The 18,081-nt window shown below is 57.2% G+C and carries 15 protein-coding genes; 13 read left to right on the top strand and 2 right to left on the bottom strand.

Translation table 11 applies throughout. The features are described 5' to 3' along the window. The first annotated feature begins 90 nt into the window (after window positions 1-90). The 4 genes from G538_RS0108535 (at window position 91) to G538_RS0108520 (ending at window position 4,660) form a co-directional block, all read left to right on the top strand. Complete coding sequence (locus G538_RS0108535; RefSeq protein ID WP_029069000.1) at window positions 91-1,938, top strand: beta-glucoside-specific PTS transporter subunit IIABC; 1,848 nt, start codon at window positions 91-93, stop codon at window positions 1,936-1,938. A gap of 85 nt (window positions 1,939-2,023) precedes the next feature. Further along, complete coding sequence (locus G538_RS0108530) at window positions 2,024-3,448, top strand: glycoside hydrolase family 1 protein (RefSeq protein WP_029068999.1); 1,425 nt, start codon at window positions 2,024-2,026, stop codon at window positions 3,446-3,448. Between the two features lie 61 nt (window positions 3,449-3,509). Continuing rightward, window positions 3,510-4,382, top strand: a complete 873-nt coding sequence (locus tag G538_RS0108525) for a PRD domain-containing protein (protein ID WP_029068998.1) — start codon at window positions 3,510-3,512, stop codon at window positions 4,380-4,382. Between the two features lie 5 nt (window positions 4,383-4,387). Beyond that, window positions 4,388-4,660 (top strand): PTS sugar transporter subunit IIB, encoded by a 273-nt coding sequence (locus G538_RS0108520; RefSeq protein WP_029068997.1) that lies wholly within the window; start codon window positions 4,388-4,390, stop codon window positions 4,658-4,660. Window positions 4,661-4,662: 2 nt separating this feature from the next. Here the strand turns inward: G538_RS0108520 and G538_RS15840 are convergent, their stop codons facing one another. Beyond that, on the bottom strand, window positions 4,663-6,015 hold the full coding sequence (locus tag G538_RS15840) for an isochorismate synthase (RefSeq protein WP_035833963.1): 1,353 nt from the start codon (window positions 6,013-6,015) through the stop codon (window positions 4,663-4,665). A 56-nt stretch (window positions 6,016-6,071) separates the two neighbouring features. Between G538_RS15840 and G538_RS0108510 the strand changes: the two genes are divergently transcribed. After that, the gene (locus G538_RS0108510; protein ID WP_029068996.1) at window positions 6,072-6,767 is read left to right on the top strand and encodes a demethylmenaquinone methyltransferase; all 696 of its coding nucleotides are present in this window, start codon (window positions 6,072-6,074) and stop codon (window positions 6,765-6,767) included. Between the two features lie 87 nt (window positions 6,768-6,854). Here G538_RS0108510 and G538_RS0108505 read toward each other — a convergent pair whose 3' ends face one another. Further along, window positions 6,855-8,222: a glycoside hydrolase family 6 protein gene (locus G538_RS0108505; RefSeq protein WP_029068995.1), complete on the bottom strand. Its 1,368-nt coding sequence runs from the start codon at window positions 8,220-8,222 to the stop codon at window positions 6,855-6,857. Between the two features lie 720 nt (window positions 8,223-8,942). On the opposite strand from G538_RS0108505, the gene G538_RS0108500 reads away from it, so the two are divergent. The 8 genes from G538_RS0108500 to nuoH are packed head-to-tail and all read left to right on the top strand — an operon-like array spanning window position 8,943 to window position 18,040. Beyond that, on the top strand, window positions 8,943-9,305 hold the full coding sequence (locus G538_RS0108500; protein ID WP_029068994.1) for an NADH-quinone oxidoreductase subunit A: 363 nt from the start codon (window positions 8,943-8,945) through the stop codon (window positions 9,303-9,305). Window positions 9,306-9,325: 20 nt separating this feature from the next. Continuing rightward, window positions 9,326-9,877, top strand: a complete 552-nt coding sequence (locus G538_RS0108495; protein WP_029068993.1) for an NADH-quinone oxidoreductase subunit B — start codon at window positions 9,326-9,328, stop codon at window positions 9,875-9,877. Beyond that, entirely contained in the window at window positions 9,874-10,590 is a 717-nt protein-coding gene (locus G538_RS0108490; RefSeq protein ID WP_029068992.1) for an NADH-quinone oxidoreductase subunit C, read from the top strand. Before G538_RS0108495 ends, G538_RS0108490 begins: the two co-directional genes overlap by 4 nt. Further along, on the top strand, window positions 10,587-11,927 hold the full coding sequence (locus G538_RS0108485; protein ID WP_029068991.1) for an NADH-quinone oxidoreductase subunit D: 1,341 nt from the start codon (window positions 10,587-10,589) through the stop codon (window positions 11,925-11,927). Before G538_RS0108490 ends, G538_RS0108485 begins: the two co-directional genes overlap by 4 nt. Then, window positions 11,924-12,745 (top strand): NADH-quinone oxidoreductase subunit NuoE, encoded by an 822-nt coding sequence (nuoE, locus tag G538_RS0108480; protein ID WP_029068990.1) that lies wholly within the window; start codon window positions 11,924-11,926, stop codon window positions 12,743-12,745. The genes G538_RS0108485 and nuoE overlap by 4 nt, the downstream gene beginning before the upstream one ends. After that, on the top strand, window positions 12,742-14,085 hold the full coding sequence (nuoF, locus tag G538_RS0108475; RefSeq protein ID WP_029068989.1) for an NADH-quinone oxidoreductase subunit NuoF: 1,344 nt from the start codon (window positions 12,742-12,744) through the stop codon (window positions 14,083-14,085). The genes nuoE and nuoF overlap by 4 nt, the downstream gene beginning before the upstream one ends. Further along, complete coding sequence (locus G538_RS0108470) at window positions 14,085-16,709, top strand: NADH-quinone oxidoreductase subunit G (protein WP_029068988.1); 2,625 nt, start codon at window positions 14,085-14,087, stop codon at window positions 16,707-16,709. The genes nuoF and G538_RS0108470 overlap by 1 nt, the downstream gene beginning before the upstream one ends. Next, a complete protein-coding gene (gene nuoH, locus G538_RS0108465; RefSeq protein ID WP_029068987.1) occupies window positions 16,709-18,040 on the top strand; it encodes an NADH-quinone oxidoreductase subunit NuoH in 1,332 nt (443 codons plus the stop codon). Before G538_RS0108470 ends, nuoH begins: the two co-directional genes overlap by 1 nt. The last annotated feature ends 41 nt before the right edge of the window (window positions 18,041-18,081 follow it).

Genomic DNA, 18,081 nt, shown 5'->3' with positions numbered 1-18,081 from the left:
TCTGCGCGGCTTGGGTCTTTTTTGTTGTCGTTTTCGCCAGTACCTGAACAACTACCTATGCTGTTCATGCTCGGTTCAAGGAGGAATCGAATGAAATACGATCAGACTGCTGAACAAGTGCTTCGTGGAGTGGGTGGTGAAGGCAATGTTGCTTCGCTCGTACACTGTGCAACTCGCCTACGATTCACGTTGAAGGACGCATCCAAGGCAAATAAAGATGCTGTAGAACGTGCTCCAGGTGTCATTACGGTTGTTGAATCTGGAGGGCAGTTCCAAGTTGTCATTGGCAATGACGTTCCGCTTGCCTACGAGGAAATTGGGAAGATATCTCGGCTGACGCAGCAAGAATCTGGTCATGTTGCGGCCACGGGCAACATTTTCAACCGGTTTGTTGAACTGATCTCGTCAATCTTCCAACCGATTTTGTGGCCACTCGCTGGCACCGGGCTCCTCAAAGCCCTCCTGGCTTTAGTGGTGCAACTGGGTTGGATGGATACGGCAACCAGTACATACACTATCCTCAATGCAGCGTCAGATGCGCTGATCAACTTCTTGCCTATGGTGTTGGCGATTACAGCAGCTAAACGCTTCAACGCTAACCAATTCGTCTCACTCGCCATTGCTGGGGCGCTGGTCTACCCCGCAATCATCGATCTCAATGCGCTGGGTGAGCCAGTTGACTTCTTCGGCATCCCGGTCGTGATGGTCAGCTATGTGTCCTCCGTTATTCCCATCATCGTTGCGGTGTGGGTTCAAGGGCATCTTGAGCGCTTCTTCAAGAAGGTGCTGCCAAGTGTGGTCAGGAATTTCCTCACCCCGATGCTTGTCATTCTCATTCTTGTTCCACTGACATTGCTGACTATCGGCCCAGCAACAACCTTTGTTGGTAATGGGATCTCAGGTGGCATCGAATGGTTGTGGAACCTCACTCCAGCCATTGGTGGAGTTCTCATGGGTGGTCTGTGGCAAGTATTTGTGATCTTTGGTTTGCACTGGGCATTCGTTCCCATTATCACCAACGACCTCGCCGTATCAGGGTACTCATTGCTCACTGGACCACTTTTCGCGGCAGTCCTTGCACAAGCGGCAGCTGCGTTTGGAGTGTTTTTCCGCACCCGAAACTCAAGTATGCGTCAACTCGCTGGCTCATCTTCGCTGTCAGGCTTCCTCGCAGGTATTACTGAACCAGCTATCTACGGGGTGACTTTGCGACTCAAAAAGCCCTTCATATACGGGGTTATTGGAGGTGCAGTAGGAGGTGGAATCGCCGCTGCTGGTGGGTCCGCAGTAGAGGGTTTCGTCTTGCCAGGCGCAATTACTATCACGTCCACCATGGGGGTTGGGAACTTTGCTATGCAACTCCTGGGCACCGGAATCGCCATGGCCATTGCCTTCACGCTCACCGTGACCCTTGGATTCACTGACGTCCCTGAAGACTCCACAGCGTCATCAGCGCCTCCAGCGGGCGACAACACAGTTATTACGACACCAGTTGCAGGCGATGTTGTTGCCTTGAAAGATGTGCCTGACAAAGTCTTCTCCGGCGGTGCGTTAGGTGCCGGTGCTGCTGTTCACCCCCGCGACAACACCCTGAGCGCCCCAGTAAGTGGCACCCTGGTCACTGTGATGCCTCATGCCTTTGGGATTCACACCGACACAGGAGTTGATGTGCTGATCCATGTTGGAATCGACACCGTCCAACTCAATGGAAAACACTTCACAACGGCCGTCACTCAAGGGCAACGCATCAATACGGGGGACACGCTCACCGTCATAGACCGAACAGCGATTGCAGAAGCCGGCTTTTCACCACTGACAGTTGTTCTCATTACCAATCCCGCCGCAGTAGGTGAGGTTGAGGTGGCACAACCCGGTGCTATCGAGCAGGGGGAACCGCTGCTCACAGTTGCCAGTGTAAAAACACCAACACCGGCCTAGTACCACCCTGAGTGTGGGGGCGCACTATAGCGCCTCCACACCCCTTCCCATTGTTTCGTCATCTCGATTCGTTCAAGGAACCAGTATGTCTCAATCCACTAGTCCACTATTTCCTCAAACTTTTCTTTGGGGTGGAGCAACAGCAGCAAATCAGATTGAAGGTGCTTATCAAGACGGCGGTAAAGGGCTGTCCATTCAGGATGTGACTCCCCGTGGCATTATGTCTGACCGTGTTGAAAAACCCACACCAGATAACCTGAAAAACATTGGCATTGACTTCTACCACCGCTACGCCGAAGACATTGCGCTATTTGCCGAGATGGGATTCACTGTTTTCCGTTTCTCCATGGCGTGGTCTCGGATCTTCCCGAATGGCGACGAAGAAACCCCCAACGAGGAAGGGCTAGCATTCTACGACCGGGTCCTTGATGAACTTGAGAAGTATGGCATCGAACCTCTGGTCACCCTGTCACACTACGAAACTCCGTTGCACCTCGCCGAACAATACAATGGCTGGGTCAACCGGGATATGATCGGCTTTTTTGAACGGTATGCAAGAACTGTTCTTGAGCGGTACCACACCCGAGTCAAGCACTGGCTCACGTTCAACGAGATCAACTCGGTGCTGCATATCCCCTTTGGTTCCGGGGCGATCAACACTCCAACCGCCGACCTTGAACCCAATGATTTGTACCAAGCAATCCACCACGAACTTGTTGCCAGTGCGCGAGTAACCCGGCTCGCTCATGAGATCAATCCAGCTCTCAAAGTGGGGTGCATGGTCATCGCCATGCCAATCTATCCGCTCACCCCTCACCCTGATGATGCGATCAAAGTGATGAATGCTGATCACGCCAACTTGATGTTTTCCGATGTCCATGTACGCGGCTACTATCCCGGTTACGCACAACGGTTCTTTCGGGATAACAACATCACTATGACGATCACCGACCAAGACCGCGAAGACCTCAAAAACACTGTTGATTTTGTGTCCTTCAGCTATTACATGTCTATCTGTGACAGTGCTGACCCACGGGCTAGACAGGGCGGTGCAGGGAACATCATGGGTGGAGTCCCAAACCCGACACTTCAGGCATCCGAGTGGGGATGGCAAATTGATCCGCAAGGGCTGCGCGTGGTGCTGAATCAGTTCTGGGATCGCTGGCAAAAGCCGTTGTTCATTGTTGAGAACGGGCTAGGTGCCCGCGATGAACTGACCCCCGATGGCGACACGTTCACTGTCCATGACGACTACCGAATTGATTACCTCAATGATCATCTGGTGCAAGTAGCGCAGGCACTTGACGATGGCGTTGACATCATGGGGTACACCGCCTGGGGTTGCATCGACCTGGTTAGTGCTTCAACAGCACAGATGTCAAAACGCTATGGGTTCATTTACGTGGACCGCAACGATGACGGTTCAGGGACGTTGAAACGCTACCGCAAAAAGTCTTTCCATTGGTACGCTGACGTGATTCGCACCCGCGGTGCCTCGCTGAGTCGGTGACAACTCCAGTGAGCAAGAGCCTTCAGCAACTGCCACAAACCACAACAGCTGAACCAAGGACGTGACAACTGTGCAAGTAAAACGGGTCTTTAACAACAACGTGGTCCTGGGGTTGGATGATGCTGGGCGCGATGTTGTGATCTTGGGGTGCGGAGTTGGATTCGGTGCTCATCCGAATGACGTTATCGATAAAGAACGTATAGAACGCACCTTTGTGCCCCACGATACGTCGGTAGAACGCCTCGCAAGTTTCGTTGCGGATATTCCTTTGTCTATCATCGAGGCCATTGAAAATGTCCTGCCCTACGCCCGTGAACAACTTGGTGAACACATCACAGAAAGGGTGCTTATTCCATTAGCGGACCATGTCAACTTCGCCGTCATGAGAGCGCGTGAAAATGCACACATTGAGTATCCCTTGGTCTGGGAAGTGGAAAACCTATACCCCGCAGAAGTGCGAGTTGCTCGCTATGTTCATCAATACATTGAAAAAACTATTGATGTCAGCCTTAGCCCACAGGAAATAGTCCCGCTTGCCCTCCATTTTGTGAATGCACAGTATGGTTCAGGCGATATGGAATCAGTGATGCGAATGACCAAAGCGCTCGCTGCTTCTTTTGAGATTATTGAGCAGGACCACGGCATTTCGCTTGATGAAGAATCAGCAGCTGTCGCGCGTTTCATTACGCACATGAGATTCTTGTTCTTTCGGCAACAAACACACGCCAGTACTTTGCCTATAGGGGACGGAATCACTGCCGCTGTTCAAGAAGCACAGCCACGGGAGTACGCAACCGCCCGGCGCGTGGCTGCCCGGCTGGGTGAGTTGTTTCAGTGGAACGTGACTGATGAAGAGGTGTTGTATTTGGCGCTACATGTCACTCGCCTGACCGCCCCATTGCGCAGCAATGCCCCCACGGCTGAGAGCAGGTGATCGCCATGCCTTCAGCGCTGCAAGATGATTCGTCACCACGACAGGTTGCTTGTGCCGTGCTGGAATACATTGGAGGAGCCGGCAATGTGGTGTCAATGAGTCATTGTTTTGTGCGACTGCGATTTGCTGTGTCCCATGAAGAGCAGGTTGATGAAGGGTTGCTGAGCGCAGTCCCTGGGGTTGCGATGGCGCTGTGGCAGCGCGGAGAGATTCATGTTGTTCCCCGCGAACATCTCATGGAAATTTACAGCGAAATCCAGGTAATCGTGGGGCGTTGACGTCAGGGACGTGGAGCTTGCAGAGCTGACATCATGGGGGCAAGTTTTGCCCGAGTTTCAGCTAGTTCGTCAACAGGTGAGGATGCGGCCACAATCCCGCAGCCAGCAAATAACCGCATCCGGTGTGGGTTAGTGGGGTCAGACTGTGCGGAGCGCAACGCGATTCCCCATTCACCGTCCCCGTCACCGCCCAGCCAACCAACAGGCCCGGCGTAACGTGCCCGGTCCATGTGCTCAATGTCGGCAATGGTGTGTGCTGCTTTCATCGTCGGTGTTCCGCACACCGCCGCAGTTGGGTGCAAAGACGCCGCTAAACTCAGCGACGTTTCATGACGTTGAGGGTTAATGACACCGGTGACATCACTGGCCAAGTGAAGAACGTTGGGCAGGTGAAGAACAAACGGGGCTTCAGGGACGTTCAACGATGTGCAGTGCGGGCGCAGCGCATCGGCAACAGAGATCACCGCATACTCGTGTTCTTCAAGGTCTTTGGATGACCGCGCAAGAAGACCGGCACGAGCGGTGTCGGTGGCATCATCCCCAGTGCGTTGGATTGTGCCAGCAAGAACCCGGGACGTGGCAAGCCCCTTTTCTGCTCGGACTAAAAGTTCTGGGGTAGCGCCCACCAACCCATCAACACTGAACGTCCAACAATCCTTGTAGGCGGTTGCTAGGTATGTCAGCACATGGCGGGAATCCAGTGGGTGTTCGGTGGTGGCGATCAGGTCACGGGCAAGCACAATTTTGTCGAGCTCCCCGCCGCGAATCCTATTAACAGCGTCGGCAACAATTTCCATCCACTGCTCAGAGCTGAGCGTGCCCTGGGTGAAGCGCACCTCACCAGGGGACAGCACAGGTTCGTGGCGGCGAACGTGATCCATGTGCGCGGTGAGGTGGTCAACATGGGCGCTGGTGTGAGCAGCGGCACCAGCCTCAGTCACGGTGGTGAGCCACCACGTGTCCCCGCGACGCCCGACAATAACCCGTGGAATCACCATGACGGATTGGTCTTGGGACGCGTAGGAAAAGGCGAACGAACCAAACGCCACCAAACCGCTTCCGGGTTGTTGCACATCGTCACGAATCACAGCTTTGCCGTGGATGCGCGCCCACCAGGCTTCAGCTTGATCGAAACGATCCGGGCCGCTGGTAGAGATACGTGCCACCTCACCCCAGCCCACGATGCCCTGACCACGGCGTACCCACGCTAGTGGGGCAGTGCGCGGCAGCAAAGAAATAAGAGAGTCTGTTGCTGTACCCAACGGTTCAATAGCGACCGTGTGAACCAGCAAGGATGGTTCTTGGGCAGAAGGGTGCGCTGCGTCAGCGACAGTAGGTGCGGGGTTGTTCTGCATGCTCACACCCACCACAATACGGTGTCTTGCTGGGGTGGGTCTGCGATAATGAGCGCATGCCACGAGCCTCCCTAGACAAGAAGCCAAGCGATGTAGCCGCCATGTTTGATGGAATTGCAGATCGCTACGACCTCACGAACGACATCATTTCTCTCGGTCAAGACCGTGCATGGCGCCGAGCCACGGTGCGGGCAGTGTCTCCACAGCCGGGGGAGCGGATCTTGGATTTGGCAGCAGGTACGGGAACGTCATCGTTGCCGTTCAGCGATGCTGGTGCTGACGTTGTGCCCTGTGATTTTTCCTTGGGAATGCTGCAGGTGGGCAAGTCTCGCCGTCGTGACCTGCCGTTTGTCGCCGGTGACGCCATGCAGTTGCCTTTTGCGGCGGAGTCATTTGACGCCGTGACAATCTCCTTTGGCCTGCGAAACGTCTCTGATACCACGGCCGCATTGAGTGAACTGTTCCGTGTTCTGCGACCAGGTGGCCGCCTGGTGGTGTGCGAGTTCTCTACCCCCGCTTTTGAGCCTTTGCGCACGGTGTACTCCGAGTATCTGATGAAGGCGCTACCAAAAGTTGCTGGTTTTGTGACCAGTGATTCAGGGTCCTATGACTATCTGGCGGAGAGTATTTCTCAGTGGCCAGATCAGCAAACACTTGGCCGGATGATGCGCGGTGTGGGGTTCACTCCTGTGCGTTTCCGTAATCTCACGGGTGGCATTGTTGCACTGCACCACGCGGTGAAACCGCGGTAAGTATTGCGGCAAAAATAGCGGTGGGGGTGATGACAGGACATGTCATCACCCCCACCGCTATTTTATTGAGGTGTTAGTTGTCGTGCATTACCACGAAGCGTTCCGGGCGAGCTCAAGAGCGCCTTCTTGCCACCATTGTCCAGCGCCAGGGCCGCCGTTGCAGCTGCCGTCTGATTCGCCAGGCAACTTGATCCACAACGTTCCGCGGAATGCGCCGTCGTCTTTAAGTGCGGGCTTGTCACCAAGGGCACGGCCGCGAGGGTTGCACCATTCGCCGTTAGAACCGTTGCCGTTGCGTGAGGTGTCAACAACAAACTTCGCGCCGCCGGTGAGTTCGGAGATGCGGTTACCGTACTCAATTTGTGAGGCTGTCGTTTGGTAGTTCGAGACGTTCAGGGAGAACCCTGCTGCGTGCTCGAGACCAACTTGCTGGAGGCGCTGAGCGATGTCCTGAGCGGACTTCCACCCGCTGTGTCCAGCATCGATGTATACCTCTGCGCCAGCGTCACTGAGTTCTTCTGCAGCGTATGCCAAGAAACCGACCCGGTCACCTTGTCCATCACAGTCACCCAGTTGGGCTAGTGCATCGGGTTCAAGAATCACGATCGGATCGCCGACAATTCCTGCTGCCACTGCATCGATCCAGCCAGCATATTCGCTGGTGGACACTCCACCGGAGGAGTGAAGTCCGCAGTCACGCCCTGGGATTGCGTAGGCAACGAGGGTCGCTTTTTCTCCGGCTTCGTGTGCTGCGGTGGTGTACTCACGTACCGAGTTTGTAGTGTCTGCGTTGCTTGTCCAGTCACCGATCCAGCGGGCAGCGGGGGTGAGGGCAATTTTTGCCAGAAGTTCTTTGTTGGTTCCCGATGCCTGTTCCCACGCTGAGTAGGCCTGGGTGGATGTGTCGACGAACAGCTCGCTGGACCCTGGTTGGGTTGGGTCGGAGGGGTCGTCTGTGGGTTCTGGTTCAGGATCGGTGGTGGGGTCAGGCGTTGGGTTGTCTGTGGGTTCTGGTTCTGGGTCTGGTGGATCAGGGATCTCGGTGTCGCCTGAGCAGGAGATGCCGTTGAGTGAAAACTGCGACGGTGCAGTGGGGGAGTCACCAGTGGCGATAAATCCGAATTGGGCTGAGCCGTTCTTTGCTAGTTGGCCGTTCCATGAGGCGTTGCTGGCCGTCACGGTTCGTCCTGTTTGGGAGATCTGAGTGTTCCACGCTTGGGTGATGGCTTGGCCGGTTGGCTCCTCCCAGGTGAGTTCCCAGGAGTTGATGGCGTTGCCCGTGTTGATCACGGTGACGGTGCCTTGGAATCCGCCTTGCCACGAGCTGGCAATGGTGTAGTCGACGCTGCAGTTTCCGGCGGCGCTGGCAGGTGCTGCGGTGATGAGTGCTGTGGGAACTAGTCCGGCAGCGACGAGTGCCGTTGTGCTGAGCAGACTCAGGGTACGTTTCCTCATGTGACCTCCTGTGATGGGTTCGATGCCTGTTGTCCGACTATGGTCTAGCGCGGTGTGATCCGTAAAGGTGCAGAACTCGCCATGGGGTAGTTGTGCCGTGCGTGTGGGGCAGTTTGGCATCGGTGCTAGAAGGCTAGTTGATCGCATGTGCGTGGTGTTCGCACAGTGGGTGAATCGTTTAGGCGCGCAGGGTAGGCGCGTTCCTGTGGTCCCGGACCTTGGTCCTGCTGTGGTGGTGGGTGGTTGGGGTCACTGTGGTGGGGTCATGGGGAGTTTGACCGGTCCGACACATATAAATCTCGCAATGTGAGATTTGGGGCGGGCAAGTTTTCGTGCCCCGTTGAGGCGGCATGGGGGCCATTCTCAGCGGTTCTCGCTGATGTTCTGCGTGCTGTCAGGCTTGTGACCTAACTCATCGGCCGCGTTGGTGCGGACTTTAACTGTGATCGTCGCTACAGTATGTAGCGTGCTTGTGCGTCCCTTCACAAGCAACCGCAGGAGTCGATGGTGATTCACATGCGCGCCCGCCTGCCAGAGCGGACGCACCGGGACCTCGGTCCCACAAAAAGTGTGAACAAGTGGCAAAGGATGGGGAGAAGTTATGAGAGTCATCGGCAGAGCTGCCCATGGCTGTGCCGGGTGCTGCGGCACAGTCCTCGCTGCTCGCGCACTCCCGCACGTTCCCGCAACTGAACCCGTGACAAGGGCGGTAACCCAGCCATGAACAATCCGTACGTGCCCCTGCTTGTGCTGATGGGGATCAGCATGGTTCTCGCCATCGGCGGCGTCGCCGCCAGCGCACTTATCGGTCCCAAGCGCTACAACAAAGCAAAACTCGAAGCGTACGAGTGTGGCATTCAGCCCACACCGCACGCAGTAGACGGCGGTAAATTCCCCGTCAAGTACTACCTCGTAGCGATGACCTTCATCGTGTTCGATATCGAAATCATCTTCCTGTACCCCTGGGCAGTCGACTTCACCCACCTCGCCGCTTTCGGTGCCGTGGCGATGCTCTCCTTCCTCGCCCTGATCACCGTGCCATTCATCTATGAATGGCGTCGCGGCGGATTTGACTGGGTCTGAGCAGAAAGGCACCACTGACCATGGCACACGACGAACCATCACCAGGTTTCCTCACCGCTTCCCTCGAAGACCTCGCCGGGGTTTTCCGCAAAGGCTCCATGTGGCCAGTCACCTTCGGGTTGGCATGTTGCGCAATCGAAATGATGGCCACAGCATCATCACGCTTTGACGTGGCGCGATTCGGTATGGAAGTTTTCCGTGCCTCACCACGCCAAGCTGACCTCATGATCGTTGCTGGGCGCGTCTCGCAAAAAATGGCACCCGTGGTCCGCCAAGTGTATGACCAGATGGCAGAACCCAAATGGGTGCTATCCATGGGGGTTTGTGCGTCCTCGGGGGGCATGTTCAACAACTACGCAATTGTGCAAGGGGTCGACCACATCGTGCCGGTCGACATCTACTTGCCAGGCTGCCCGCCACGCCCAGAAATGCTCATCAACGCCATGCTGGAACTGCACACCCAGGTGCAGAACGCACCGTTGCTTGGCAACCGCCGCCGCATTATTGAATCCGTTGAACGCGCAGCCCTTGAAGCCACCCCGGTATCCCAGATGAAAGGGCTCCTGGCATGAGCGACATCACTGGCCCAGCGACCCAACAGCACACCCCGTCACTCTTCGGGGACAATAGCCATGAAGTTGTTGATGTTCGCACCGGTATGTTTGGCTCCAACGACTCCGGTGACACCTCAGGCTTTGGTGGCTTGACCCGGGTTGTGGGGATCCCTAACGCATCACCGCGCCCACTGGGCTCATGGTATGACGATGTGGTTGACGTCCTTGAGGAAATCCTCCACGAACAAGACACCACAACCGCCATCGAATCGGTGGTTGTCGACCGCGACGAACTCACCCTATTCATCGCCCGCGAACACCTCGTTGCAGTGTGCCAAGCGCTACGCGACGATCAAGACCTTCGCTTTGAACTATCCCTAGGGGTCTCTGGGGTCCACTACCCACACGACCAAGGCCGCGAACTCCACGCCGTCTACCACCTGACATCCGTCACCCACGGACGGTCACTGCGCCTCGAAGTTGCTGCGCCAGACGAGGACCCAACGATCCCCTCCACGGTGAGCGTCTACCCCGGCAACGACTGGCATGAACGGGAAACGTTCGACTTCTTCGGCATCAACTTCACTGGCCGTGATGACCTCACCCGCATCGAAATGCCCGATGACTGGCCCGGCCACCCACAGCGCAAAGACTATCCACTGGGCGGAATCCCCGTGGAGTACAAGGGTGCCACCATCCCTCCAGCCGACCAACGGAGGTCATACTCATGAGCGCCCCCACCAGCGGCCCACACGCCACCCGCAACGTTTTTGATACTGATGACGCCTCCTTCGAAGCAATGGGAGGAGACTGGGACGATGTCGCCCAGCGCATCCGTGAACTGGGTGAAGAACGCATCGTGGTGAACATGGGCCCGCAACACCCCTCAACGCACGGGGTGCTGCGCCTCATGATTGAGATGGACGGCGAGTACGTGACCGAAGCCCGCGCGGGAATCGGATACCTCCACACCGGCATCGAAAAGAACATGGAATACCGCACCTTCACCCAGGGTGTGACGTTCTGTACCCGCATGGACTACCTAGCGTCCTTCTTCCAAGAAGCCGCATACTGCCTTGCAGTGGAACGACTCCTCGGCATCGAAGCACCAGAACGCGCCCAAATCATCCGAGTCATTCTGATGGAACTCAACCGGATCTCCTCACACTTTGTGTGCCTGGGGACCGGTGGTAACGAGTTGGGCGCCACCACCGTCATGACAGCGGCGTTCACAGGACGTGAAGAGATCCTGCGGATCTTTGAATCAGTATCCGGGCTACGCATGAACAATGCGTACATTCGCCCCGGTGGGATCGCCCAGGATGTTCCACGAGACTTCGCCGACGAAGTGCGCTCACGCATCCCGAAGATCGAAAAATACCTCAAAGACCTCGCTGACCTGTGCCTCGGGAACCCAATCTTTAAACTCCGCACCGTTGGGGTGGGGCACCTGAACCTCTCAGGGGCGATGGCCCTAGGCATCACCGGCCCCATCTTGCGCTCAGCAGGGTTGCCCTACGACGTGCGCAAAGCAAAACCGTACTGCGGTTACGAAAACTACGACTTCGACGTCCCTGTTTCATCAGATGCGGACTCCTACTCGCGTGTGGTGTTACGCGCAGAAGAATGCTGGCAGTCACTGCGGATCATCAAACAGGCTCTCGCCAAGTTGGAAGGCACCGCCGGTGCACCAGTGATGGTCGAAGACAAAAAGATCGCGTGGCCCGCCCAACTAGCTATTTCCTCAGACGGCCAAGGAAACTCCTTCGAACATATTCGTCAAATCATGGGCAGTTCCATGGAATCACTGATCCACCACTTCAAACTGGTGACCGAGGGCTTCCGAGTACCAGCTGGCCAAGTGTGGCAAACCGTCGAACACCCGCGCGGTGAGCTGGGTGTTCACCTGGTCTCAGACGGCGGAACCCGCCCCTACCGGGCCCACTTCCGTGACCCGTCCTTCAACAATCTTCAAGGCACGTCCATCATGTGCGAAGGCGGCCAAGTCGCCGATGTTGTGGTGGCTGTGGCATCAATTGACCCCGTGATGGGAGGCGTGGACCGATGACCGCCAACGCTGGTTTTCCGCAGGCACACACAGGCGGGTATGAGCCCGATGTGTATGACCAGTTGGTGCAGGACACGCAAAACATCATTGCTCGCTACCCTCAAGCCAGGTCAGCGCTGCTGCCCATGCTGCACCTCGTGCAATCGATTGATGGGTTTGTGTCTCGCAGAGGCATCCAGTTCTGTGCAGAACAACTAGGCATGACCGCAGCAGAAGTGTCCGCTGTGGCAACGTTCTACACCCAGTACAAGCGCAAACCCAACGGCGATTACACCGTTGGGGTCTGCACAAACACCCTGTGCGCCATGATGGGCGGTGACGCCATTTACGAGGAACTGTCCGAACACCTCGGAATTGGGCACGACGAAACGACCGAGGACGGCAAAGTAACCCTTGAACGGGTTGAATGCAACGCCGCCTGCGACTTCGCCCCCGTGGTGATGGTCAATTGGGAGTTCTTCGACAACCAAACCCCAGACACTGCCCGCACCCTGGTGGACGAACTACGACTAGGCAACGACGTCACCCCAACACGTGGACCGTCCAAAGTATGCGACTTCAAACATGTCTCACGAGTACTCGCTGGTTTCCCAGACGGGCTAGCTGACGAGGGGCCAAGCGCTGGTGAAGCATCTGTGCAAGGCACCCAGTGGGCAAAAAACCACCAAGCCCCGCACTCCCAACACCCCGACACTGCCGCAGAAACACAAGGCACACCACGTGATGGTGAACCACACACCGGTGACGAAGGCTCCTCCGCTGAGCGGCCAACAGGTGCTGGCACCCCCACCACAGATGATGGGAAGGATCTGACATGAGCAGTGACGTTGGGCTCGCCCCGGTACTCACCAGCCTGTGGGACCACCCTCAGTCTTGGACGCTCAAAACCTACCTCGACAACGGCGGGTACCAAGGGCTGCGCCAAGCGCTCACCATGGCACCAGCAGACATCGTCCAAGCTGTGAAGGACTCTGGACTGCGCGGTCGTGGTGGAGCTGGATTCCCCACCGGCATGAAATGGGGATTTTTACCCCCAGACGACGGTGGCCCCCGCTATCTGGTGGTCAATGCTGACGAATCAGAACCAGGGACCTGCAAAGACATCCCCTTGATGATGGCCACCCCCCAATACCTCATCGAAGGTGTAGCCATCACCTCCTTTGCGATCGGGTGTACCCACGCATTCATTTACGTACGCGGTGAAGTTGTTCATGTGTACCGCAGGCTCCTCAACGCAGTCGAAGAGGCCTACGCCGCCGGATACCTAGGAAAGAACATTCTCGGGTCAGGTTTTGACCTTGACGTCACCGTTCACGCTGGTGCAGGGGCATACATTTGTGGCGAAGAAACCGCACTGCTCGACTCCCTCGAAGGACGCCGCGGGCAGCCACGCCTGAAACCACCATTCCCCGCTGTCGCAGGGTTGTACGCCCGGCCAACAGTGGTCAACAACGTGGAATCTGTGGCCTCCGTACCGCAGATCATTGCGCAAGGCGCCCAATGGTTCACCTCCATGGGGACAGAAAAGTCCGCAGGTCATGGCATTTTCTCCTTGTCTGGGCACGTTGAACGACCCGGCCAATACGAGGCCCCACTTGGCATCACACTGCGTGAACTCCTGGGCATGGCCGGTGGGATGCGCGGCGGACGCCCCTTGAAATTCTGGACCCCAGGCGGCTCGTCAACTCCACTGTTCACCGACGAACACCTCGATGTGCCCCTCGACTACGAGTCCGTCGGAGCTGCTGGGTCCATGCTCGGCACCCGCGCACTACAAATCTTCGATGACACCACCTCCGTGGTCCGCGCTGTCACTCGATGGACAGAGTTCTACGCCCACGAATCCTGCGGCAAATGCACACCATGCCGCGAAGGGACCTACTGGCTCAAACAAGTGCTCCGGCGCATCGAAGCTGGGCAAGGAACACCAGGGGACATCGAGAAACTCCTCGACCTGTGCGACAACATCCTCGGGCGAGCATTTTGCGCACTCGGTGATGGGGCCACCTCATGCATCACCTCCGCGATTAAATACTTCCGTGAAGAGTTCGAAGCAGGAATGCACACCCCAGCAGCTGAACTCTTCCCCCCACAACGCACAGCGTTGTTCGACTACACCCCACGCACCACCGCCCTCACCGCAGTGGGAGGACACTGATGAGCGACGACATCACCATCACCATTGACGGTATCGAAACCCAAGTCCCCAAAGGATCACTGGTGATCCGGGCCGCAGAAAACCTAGGAATCGACATTCCCCGGTTCTGCGACCACCCACTCTTGGAACCTGCTGGCGCCTGCCGGCAATGCCTCGTCGATGTGGAAATGCCGGACCGCGAAGGAAACCTGCGGGCCATGCCAAAACCACAAGCATCGTGCACCTTGGCAGTATCGCCGGGCATGGTGGTCCGCACCCAAAAAACATCCGCAGTGGCGGACAAAGCTCAAAAGGGTGTGCTGGAACTCCTCCTGATCAACCACCCCCTCGACTGCCCAGTCTGCGACAAGGGCGGTGAATGCCCCCTGCAAAACCAGGCACTATCACACGGGCACCCCGACTCCCGGTTCACCGACGTGAAACGCACCTTCCCTAAACCCATCAAAATCTCCACCCAGATTCTGCTCGACCGGGAACGCTGCGTCCTGTGTCAACGCTGCACCCGGTTCTCACAACAGATCGCCGGAGACGCCTTCATCGACCTCCAACAACGTGGCGCAATGCAGCAAATCGGCCGGTTCGACGCGAAGGTTCTTGGGTTCGCCGACGAATACAACCTCGATGACCTCCCCGAAGAAGGGGACACCATCACCCGCACCGCAACCGACACCCCAACCGGCCCAGCTCAACTCGACGAATCAGGAGAAACCTTCTCCTCATACTTCTCGGGAAACACCATCCAAATTTGCCCCGTCGGAGCCCTCACCTCAGCGGCTTACAGGTTCCGTGCCCGCCCCTTCGACCTCGTCTCAACACCGGCCATCTCCGAACACGACTCATCAGGGTCAGCAATCCGCGTAGACCACCGTCGCGGAACAGTGATGCGGCGCCTCGCCGGGAACGACCCAGCTGTCAACGAAGAGTGGATCACCGACAAAGACCGGTTCGCCTTCACCTGGCAAAACGCCCCTGGGCGCATCACCACCCCCATGATCCGCGAACGCGGCGACGGCGGTTTCCGCGGTGAACTGCGCGAAGCATCCTGGGGTGAAGCGCTAGCCTACGCGGCAGCAGGCATCACCCGGGCACGCAACAACCACCAACAACCAACAGCGACCAACCGCGTCGGTAACGGCGTGGCAGTCCTGCCTGGTGGCCGGCTCACCATCGAAGATTCCTACGCCTACGCCAAATTCGCCCGGGTAGCACTCGGCACCAACGACATTGACGCCCGCGCTCGCGTCCACAGTTCCGAAGAACTTCAGTTCCTCGGCTCACAGGTTGCTGGGCAGGGCATCGGTGTGACATTCGGTGACCTCGAACATGCTGACACTGTTGTCCTGGTGGGCTTTGAACCCGAAGAAGAAGGCGGTGTGGTGTTCCTGCGCCTGCGTAAAGCAGCGCGCACCGGGAAACTCGCCACCTACGCCATCGCGCCGTACGCATCACGCGGAGTGCAGCGCATCCACGGTTCCACGGTGATCACGACGCCGCCCGGTGAGGAAGCCGCACTCCTGGCTGCTCTTGCACAAGAATCAACGGAGAGTACTGAACTCAGCGATCTACACACGGCACTTCACACCAAAGATGCTTCTCGTATCCTCGTGTTGGGTGAGCGTCTTGCCGCGCACCCAGGTGCCTACAGCGCGGCTGTTCGTTTAGCCGCAGCAACAGGCTCACGGATCGCTTGGATTCCTCGACGAGTCGGGGAACGCGCCGCTGTGGATATGGGTGCGCTCCCTTCCCTGCTGCCAGGTGGCCGCCCAGTGGAAGATCCAGGCGCGCGCGTCGATATAGCAGCAGTATGGAACGTTGAGCACCTGCCCACTTCAGCGGGGCGAGACACCAACGCCATCATGACCGCGCTTGCTCAGGGTGATGTCCGCGCACTGGTTGTCGGTGGTCTCCAACTTGAAGACCTCCCCGACCCAACACAAGCGCACAACGCGTTAGATGTTGCCGACTTTGTGGTCAGCCTTGAAGTGCGGGCATCAGACGTCACCACCTACGCCGATGTTGTTCTCCCCGTTGCTCCTCCAACGGAGAAAGCCGGTGCGTACTGGAACTGGGAAGGGCGGGTGCGCCCATTTGGTCGGGCGCTGACCACCTCGGCACTCCCAGACCACCGAGTGCTGTCCTTACTTGCCGATGCGCTGGGTGCCCCTATTAACACTGCGGACTTGGCAGCGGTGCGAGGAGAAATTGATTCCCTCGACCGCTGGGACGGTGTACGCATGTCTGCCCCAGGTAATCAGGCAGCATCAGGCCCCAAGCCTGGCCCGGGAGAAGCGATCTTAGCGAGCTGGCACACGCTACTAGATGACGGTGCACTACAAATCAGCGAACCTTATCTTGCTGGCACCGCAAAAACACCAGTGGCACGAATGAGCGCAACACTTGCCGCTCGTTGCGACATCACCGAATCAGACCACGTCACGGTCTCCACAGAGCACGGATCCATCACTGTGCCGGTGGTCATCACCGACATGCCCGTGAACGTGGTGTGGTTGCCGTTGATGTCTCCGAGTTCTCATGTCCACCGAATGCTCAATGCTCGCAGCGGTGACATTGTGCGCGTCACGCGAGCAGCCGACTCCACAGACCTTCAAGGCGGTGACCAGTGATGGCCGATTTTTCCGGTGACACACTCATCACCTACGTGGTGAAATCCATCTTGATTATCGTCTTCTTGCTGACCAGTGTGCTCATTGCGATCTGGTTTGAACGCAAGGTCATCGGGCGCATGCAGGAACGACCCGGCCCTAACGTGCACGGCCCTTTCGGGTTGCTTCAATCGTTGTTTGACGCGATGAAACTCCTCATCAAAGAGGACATCACCGTCAAAGGCGCGGACAAGTTCCTGTACATTTTGGCCCCCATGATTTCGGTGTTCTGCTCACTGTTGGTGTTCGCGGTGATCCCTCTGGGGCCAGAAGTGGCCATTCCTTTCACCGACATCGTCACTCCGCTGCAACTGACCGACTTCCCAGTGGCCACACTGTACATTTTGGCGTGTGCCTCAGTAGGTGTGTACGGCATTGTGCTTGGTGGTTGGTCGTCAGGTTCAACCTACCCACTGCTTGGCTCGGTGCGTTCAACCGCTCAAGTCATCAGCTATGAACTAGCCATGGGACTGTCCCTGGTGTCGGTATTCATCATGGCCGGGTCCATGTCAACCTCGCAGATTGTGTCTAGCCAAGACACTATGTGGTGGCTGTTCCCACTCTTCCCAGCATTCATCATTTATGTGATCTCGATGATGGGAGAGGTTAACCGACTACCGTTCGACCTGCCAGAGGCTGAAGGCGAACTTGTGTCGGGGTACATGACTGAATACTCCTCGATGAAGTTTGCGTGGTTCTTCCTCGCTGAATACATCAACATGCTGAACGTGTCCGCAGTAGCGACCACCCTGTTCCTTGGGGGCTACCACGCACCATGGCCTATCAGCCAAATCAACGACGGCATGTTCGACCAGGGCTGGTGGGGATTGCTCTGGTTCGTGCTGAAAATGTGGGCCTTCATGTTCTTCTTTGTGTGGGTTCGAGGAACGCTGGTGCGGTTCCGGTACGACCAGTTCATGATCTTCGGGTGGAAGGTTCTGATCCCCGCAGCACTCGGATGGATTTTCATTCTGACAGCGTTCCGTGGCATCCAGGAGTTCGGCAACGTTGACGCCCGCCCAGCACTATTCACGGTGGCGGCAATAGCGGCAGTGCTCCTTGTTATCACCTTGATTGTTGATCAACGGCAAGCCAAACGCGCCGCACAAGCTGCCCCGCCACCGGGCACACCGCAACCACAAGAAGCATTCGACGCTTTCGAACACGGCTACCCAGTGCCACCGCTGCCTGGTCAACAACTGCCACCGTCGCCACGCGCTGCCCGACGCACCGCACAGGCGCCAACAGCCCAACTGGAACCACAACGTGAGGAGGATGGCGATGACCGCTGATGGCCAGACACCCAACGAGCTGCCCGGAGCCGACGACTATC

The organism is Jonesia quinghaiensis DSM 15701, from assembly GCF_000423205.1.
Taxonomy (GTDB): Bacteria; Actinomycetota; Actinomycetes; order Actinomycetales; family Cellulomonadaceae; genus Jonesia; species Jonesia quinghaiensis.
Note: the sequence above shows the minus strand (reverse complement) of the source record. Positions and strands in the feature narration are given on the sequence as shown.